This window comes from Rhodopseudomonas sp. WA056 (genome assembly GCF_010906995.1).
GTDB lineage: Bacteria > Pseudomonadota > Alphaproteobacteria > Rhizobiales > Xanthobacteraceae > Rhodopseudomonas > Rhodopseudomonas palustris_G.
In genome coordinates this window covers 1-6204 of the sequence record NZ_QPFS01000188.1, presented here as the reverse complement: position 1 = coordinate 6204, position 6204 = coordinate 1, and the positions used below count along the sequence as shown (strand labels likewise).

At 65.2% G+C, this 6204-nt stretch carries 6 protein-coding genes and 1 pseudogene; 3 read left to right on the top strand and 4 right to left on the bottom strand.

Annotated elements, in window-relative coordinates:
- Positions 1–305, top strand: a 305-nt coding sequence (locus DU475_RS22770) for a transposase (RefSeq protein WP_164633407.1), incomplete at its 5' end; no start/stop codon positions are given.
- 151 nt (positions 306–456) lie between these two features.
- Positions 457–666: pseudogene (locus tag DU475_RS22765) on the top strand (cytochrome c-type biogenesis protein CcmH); the annotation flags it as partial.
- Positions 667–791: 125 nt separating this feature from the next.
- Here the strand turns inward: DU475_RS22765 and DU475_RS22760 are convergent.
- The 4 genes from DU475_RS22760 to DU475_RS22745 form a co-directional block, all read right to left on the bottom strand.
- Positions 792–1814, bottom strand: coding sequence for a formamidase (locus DU475_RS22760; RefSeq protein WP_047307558.1), 1023 nt, complete (start codon positions 1812–1814; stop codon positions 792–794).
- A gap of 121 nt (positions 1815–1935) precedes the next feature.
- Positions 1936–3174 carry a GTP-binding protein gene (locus DU475_RS22755; RefSeq protein WP_164633406.1) on the bottom strand — a complete coding sequence of 413 codons (1239 nt, stop codon included), beginning with the start codon at positions 3172–3174 and terminating at the stop codon, positions 1936–1938.
- Between the two features lie 271 nt (positions 3175–3445).
- Complete coding sequence (locus tag DU475_RS22750) at positions 3446–3934, bottom strand: ferritin-like domain-containing protein (protein ID WP_013503258.1); 489 nt, start codon at positions 3932–3934, stop codon at positions 3446–3448.
- Positions 3935–3987: 53 nt separating this feature from the next.
- Complete coding sequence (locus DU475_RS22745; RefSeq protein ID WP_164633408.1) at positions 3988–4896, bottom strand: ferritin family protein; 909 nt, start codon at positions 4894–4896, stop codon at positions 3988–3990.
- A 366-nt stretch (positions 4897–5262) separates the two neighbouring features.
- On the opposite strand from DU475_RS22745, the gene DU475_RS22740 reads away from it, so the two are divergent.
- The coding region (locus DU475_RS22740; protein ID WP_164633405.1) for a trypsin-like peptidase domain-containing protein at positions 5263–6204 on the top strand (942 nt) is incomplete at its 3' end.

Genomic DNA, 6204 nt, shown 5'->3' with positions numbered 1-6204 from the left:
CCAAATATTGGCTTGCGACACTGCCGGAGACGATCGGCTTCCGACCGCTCGTCGACCTCGCCAAGCTGCGCTGGCGGATCGAGCGTGACTACCAGGAGCTCAAGCAGGAGGTCGGCCTCGGGCACTACGAGGGGCGTGGATGGCGCGGCTTCCATCATCACGCCACGCTGTGCATCGCCGCCTACGGATTCCTGGTCGCCGAGCGGGCGACGATTCCCCCCTCAGGACCTCGTTCCGCCACGCTGCTCCCGGCGCCTCGCCTTCCCGACGACTATCGACCCAGGGGATCCGCCGTGGCGGCCTGAACGCCACCTCCCGAACTCGATCGCAACCATGCGTCTGCGCCTGATCCGCGCACTTGCCAAAACCCTGCCGCGATGCCCCTGTTGTGGCCTCGCCGCAGCATCAAGCCGGCGGCGAAATTTATGACGCAGTAGTACTAATCCGCCCTACGAGCTGAAGCCGCGGTTCGAGCTGCACACGCTGCTGCTGTGGCTGGTGCCGCCGCTGGTGCTGGTCGGCGGCGGCCTCGGGCTGTGGCTGCACATCCGCCGCCGCGGCCGCGACACCGCCCGCGTCGGCGACGCCCCGAAGCCGCTCAGCGCCGACGAGCAGGCGCGGCTGGACAAGCTGCTGGCGGCCGAGGGCGCCGAGCGAAAGTCCTGATCCTGGTTCGATCGCGCCGGGCGCGGCGCACATTGGCGTCGTTAGGCGTCGAAGGCCTGCTCGAAACAAAGAACCCGGCCGCCGGAGCGGCCGGGTCTGCCTTGGGATGACGAGATCGGTGGGAGCTACTCCGCCGCGATCGGCTTCGGCATCGGGCCGAGCTTGACGCCGTCCGGATAATACTTCCAGCCGTCGCGGACCTTGATCTTGTCGTCCCAGGGAAGCTTGTAGTTGCCTTCGGCGAGGTCGCGCACCCAGGTCAGGTAGTTCGCCTTCTCGCCGCCGGGTTTGCCGACATAGGCGCGGCAGCCGAGGTTGAAGATGTTGTTCTCCAGCGCCCAGTGCTCGCGCGCCTTGTCGACGAGGCGCGGGAACAGCTCGGCGGTGACGATCTCCCAGGGGTTACGATGGCCCTGCTGGATGACGTTGCCGTCGTAATTGCACACCGTGCCTTCGCCGAAGTAGTAGAACACCCCGTCGTAGCCGGCGAGGTTCACCGACATGGTGTACATCAGGTTCTGCCAGGCGTTGGTGCGGTTGGTCCAGATCCACTGATCGTTGACCTGGGTCGAATAGCCGGAGATCCGGATGTAGACGTTGGCGCCCTTGTAGGCCGCCTCGCGCGCCAGCTCGGGGAACATGCCATCGTGGCAGATGCACACCGCCAGCTTGGCGCCCTTCGGGCCGTCGCACACCGGCATGCCGTAATTGCCCGGCGACCACGGTTCGATCGGCACCCACGGCTGCAGCTTGCGATAATGCAGCGCCAGTTCGCCGTCGGCGTTGATGATGATCGCGGTGTTGAACGGCGGCAGCGACGGATCGTCGTTACGCTCCATCAGCGAGAACACGCCCCAGACCTTGTTGCGCTTGCAGGCCGCCTTGAACGCGCCGATCTCCGGCGAATCCACCGTCAGCAGCATCTCGTCGTAGGTCCAGATCGCGGTGTTGAGGCCCTGCGTCGAGTACTCCGGGAACACGATCAGATCGAGGTCGGGGTAGCCGGCTTTGGTGGTGTCGACCGCGCGGCAGATCTGCTTCACCTGGGTCTGGATGTCCGCCGGGCCGGTGACCACCGGCACGGGATATTGGATCATCGCGACGAGCAGGGCTTCGTCCCACGCGCTTACGCTTCCGGTACTTGCCATGACTTGGCTCCATGTAACATTGTAACGTCGTGGGTTATGGATCCGGAGTGGCAGCAGACGAATACGTCGTTCTACGTAACGGCCTTCGTAATCTTGAGCAGGGTGGTCGCCGGTCGACGGGTCAGGCCGCGTCGGTGACGCGCCGCCATCCCGGAAACGGGTCGGGCAGGTGACGGTAGCTGTTCGGATCGAACGCCTCGGCGCTCGGCGGCTCGGCCAGGCATCGCTCCAGCATGGTGGTGATGCGGGCGCGGCTCATCGTCCCGAGCATGCCGATGAACACGATCTGCTGGCGCCGGTCGCCGTACACCGGGTCGAATTTGGCCTTGACCTGCGCCTGCACTGCCGGGTCGGACGGCCAGCGCGACGGCGGCACTGCGGCCCACCAGAAGCCGAGCGGCTTGGTGGTGGCCAGAGCGCCGGCGAGGCTGAATTCGCCGACCCAGTCGGGCCGCGTCGCCAGCCAGAAATGCCCCTTGGCGCGGATGACGCCGGGCAGCGGCGTCTGCAGGAATTCGTTGAAGCGCTCCGGGATCAGCGGCCGGCGCGCCTCCCAGACGAAGCTGGTGACGCCGTATTCGGCGTCCTCCGGGACATGGTCGGCGAAGCCGTACAGCTCCTTGAACCACATCGGGTGCTGATGGGCGCGTTCGAAGTCGAACAGGCCGGTGTCGAAGATCTGGTCCGGTGACACCCGGCTGTAGTCGGTCTCGATCAGTCGTGCGTCGGGATTGAGCGCGTGGATGATGGCCCGCGCCGCCTCGCACTGCGCGGGCGTGGCGTCCGAGACCTTGTTCATGACGACGATGTCGGCGAACTCGATCTGCTCGACCAGCAGATTGACCAGGGTGCGCTCGTCGCCTTCGCCCGCGGTCTCGCCGCGATCGGCGAGAAAGTCGGTCGACGAATAGTCCTTCAGCAGATGGACGGTGTCGACCACCGTCACCATGGCGTCGAGACGTGCGATGTCGGACAGGCTGTCGCCGTCCTCCTGGCGAAACTCGAAGGTCGCGGCGACCGGCAGCGGCTCCGACACCCCGGTGCTCTCGATCAGCAGGTAGTCGAACCGGCGTTCGTCGGCGAGGCGGCGGACCTCGTTCAGCAGATCCTCGCGCAGCGTGCAGCAGATGCAGCCATTGGTGAGCTCCACCAGCTTCTCCTCGGAGCGGCTGAGCGTGGTCTCCTCGCGCACCAGATCGGCGTCGATGTTGACCTCGCTCATGTCGTTGACGATCACCGCGACCCGCCGGCCGTCGCGGTTGTTGAGCACGTGATTGAGCAGCGTGGTCTTGCCGGACCCGAGGAATCCCGACAGCACCGTGACCGGCAGGCGATCGTCAGACGTTTGCGGCTTGGACACAGTCCACCTCAGAATGATATGTTATAACATAACATTCCTAGTGTGCAGGCCGGCAGGGAGTCAAGCAGGGTGCGCGGCATCGCGTGATTGATCCACCGTTGCGGTGATTTTGCTCGTCGAGGGGATGAATCAAACGAAGCGACTGCGCAGATGCGTTGGTTCGCAGCGCAATCAGCCGCATCCCCCACGGCGCATAGCAGCCGGCGCGAGGCCGTGACCGGCCTCGCGTAGTTGGTTCGGGAGTGAGCGCGGACGATAGGGCCGCCGGGCTTCAGAACGGCACGATTTCCATCGGCAGCGGCTTGCCGGCCTTGTGCAGCGCGATCCAGCGGTGCAGCTCGGCGACGTGGCCGCTTTCCTCGGCGACGAACTCCTTGGCCAGCATCTTGATCTCGGGGTTGTCGGTGGTGTCGAGGACGTTCTTGTACCAGTCGAACGCGCCGGTCTCGGCCTCGAGCGCGATCTGCAGCGCGAGGTCGCGGCCGATGAACGGGTCGGTGCCCCAGATCGCGGCGGCTTCCGGGCTTTCGAGGCCCGGCCATTTGAAATCGCCGGGCTCCATCTGGGGAATGTCGCGGAAGCCGGCGCGGGCCTGCGCGTCGGCCTGATGCATCCGCGAGTAGTCCGCGAGCTGGCGGAACAGCTTCGATACTTCCTTGTTGCCGCAACTATCCATCGCGTCGGCGAGCTGACCGAACCGCAGCGCGGCTTCCTGCTCGAGCTTGATCGAATGCGCCAGAAACTCTTCGACTGTTTCCATCGTCGTCTCTCCTTGTTCGGCCGTCGCCGGAGCGACGACGGCCGTCGCTGTCGTCAGGCGTTCTCCGCAGCCTTGGCGGCGTGCTTGAGCGACCATTCCTCCTGGGTGATCCAGGCCTCGAGAATGCGGACGTGCTCGGCTTCTTCGTTGACGAATTCCTTGGCCGCCGCGGCGACCTCGGCAGACTTGGTGGTGGCTTCGACCGCGCGATAAAACTCGTAGCCGCGACGCTCGCCCTGCAGCGCCGCCTTCAGCGCGCCGAGCCGGGTCAGCGTGGTATCGGACGCCCACACCGCGGCGCGTTCCGGAGTGGCGTGGTCGGGCCAGGCATAGTCCGGCGGCACGTTCTTGCTGAGATCGATACTGCCGGCGCGTGACTTCACTTCGGCCAGATGCATCCGCGAGAACTCGGCGAGCTGTGCGAACAGTTTCGCCACCGGCGCATTGCCGGCATCCGCCATCGCCTTGGCGAGACTGTCGTAGTGCAGCGCGGCGTCTTCCTCGACCTTGGCGGCGTAGCTGAAGAAGTCCGGCAGGGTGTTGATCTCCATGCCGCCTTTGTAGTGCGCGGCGGCGGGTGTCACCGCCATACGTTGCGGCTTGGTCTTGTCGCCCTCGAACTTGACCAGGATGTCTTCGTTGCGCACGAAGCACTGGCAGGCGAGGCGATAGCGCGGCGGGACGTCGTTGACCTCGGCCTCGACGATCTCTTCCTTGGAGATCTTGCCGAGCTGGCGCAGCACTTCCTTTTCCTTTTCGGTCAGCGCCACCGCCGCTTTGGCCTTCGGATTGAAATGCTCGACCTGCACCAGGCAGGAACCGCATTCGCCGTCCTGGCAGTCGAACGGAATCGGAATGTTGTGCGATTTCGCAACCGCCAGAATGGTCCCGCGATCGCCCGCCACCGCATACACGGTGACGTCCTTCGCCATGACCGGGGATGAGAAGGTAATGTTCGCCACGTCGTACTCTCCTGTCGTCAGGGGTTGATCGACGCCCTTGCCGGCGCCCTCCGGCAGCGCCTTGGCAAGAACCAGGCCAGCAACGATCACTAAGTAATTCAGTTAGTTGCAGCGCTGGAGCGGGCGGCGGCTGCGACCAAAGGCGGATCGGATTCCCGACACGAATGTACGAACGGCGACAATGTCGCGGCCGGGAGCGGGACGGGAAGCGACCATCCGTCGCGGCGCGACGGGGCCGAATACGCCAAAATTACAAAAGTTTAATTCCCTCGCCAGAGCGCCGTAAGGCGACGGGCCCCATCTTCGGAGCAACGGTGCTGATCAGTTCGGTACCTTCAGTTTCAACCGTCTTCGGAGATATTCTCAATGCACGATCGCCGTTCCGTTCCGTCCTCGCAGCCGTCGCATCGGTCGCTCTCCGGCTCGCTGCTGTCCGCGCGCAGATTCGCGCTGATGGCTTCGGTGGTGGCCGGTCTCGGTGCGGGCGCTTACGGGCTCGGCCATGGGTCGTTCGATCTGATCGGCACGCCGGCGCAGGCGCAGCAGGTTGGTGCCAATGTGCAGCCGTCGCAGCAGCCGGTCGGCTTCGCCGACATCGTGGAGAAGGTGAAGCCGTCGGTGATTTCGGTGAAGGTCAACATCGCCGACAAGATGGCCAAGGGCGACGACCGCGACGACTTCTCGTTCCCGCCCGGCTCGCCGATGGAGCGGTTCTTCCGCCGGTTCGGCGGGGAAATGCCGCCCGGAATGCGCGGCCATCGCGGCGGCGGCATGATGACCGGCCAGGGCTCGGGCTTCCTGATCTCGGCCGACGGTTACGCCGTGACCAACAATCACGTCGTCGAAGGCGCCGACCGGGTCGAGGTCACCACCGATGACGGCAAGACCCACAAGGCCAAGGTGATCGGCAGCGATCCGCGCACCGATCTGGCCCTGATCAAGGTCGAAGGCGCTTCGAACTTCCCTTACGCCAAGCTGTCGGACGGCAAGCCGCGGATCGGCGACTGGGTGCTTGCGGTCGGCAATCCGTTCGGCCTCGGCGGTACCGTCACGTCGGGCATCGTCTCGGCGATCGGGCGCGACATCGGCAACGGTCCGTATGACGATTTCATCCAGATCGACGCCCCTGTGAACAAGGGCAATTCCGGCGGACCGGCGTTCAACACCGCCGGCGAGGTGGTCGGCGTCAACACCGCGATCTACTCGCCGTCGGGCGGCAGTATCGGCATTGCCTTCTCGATCCCGGCATCGACCGTCAAGGCCGTCGTCGAGCAGCTCAAGGACAAGGGCCCGGTCCGTCGCGGCTGG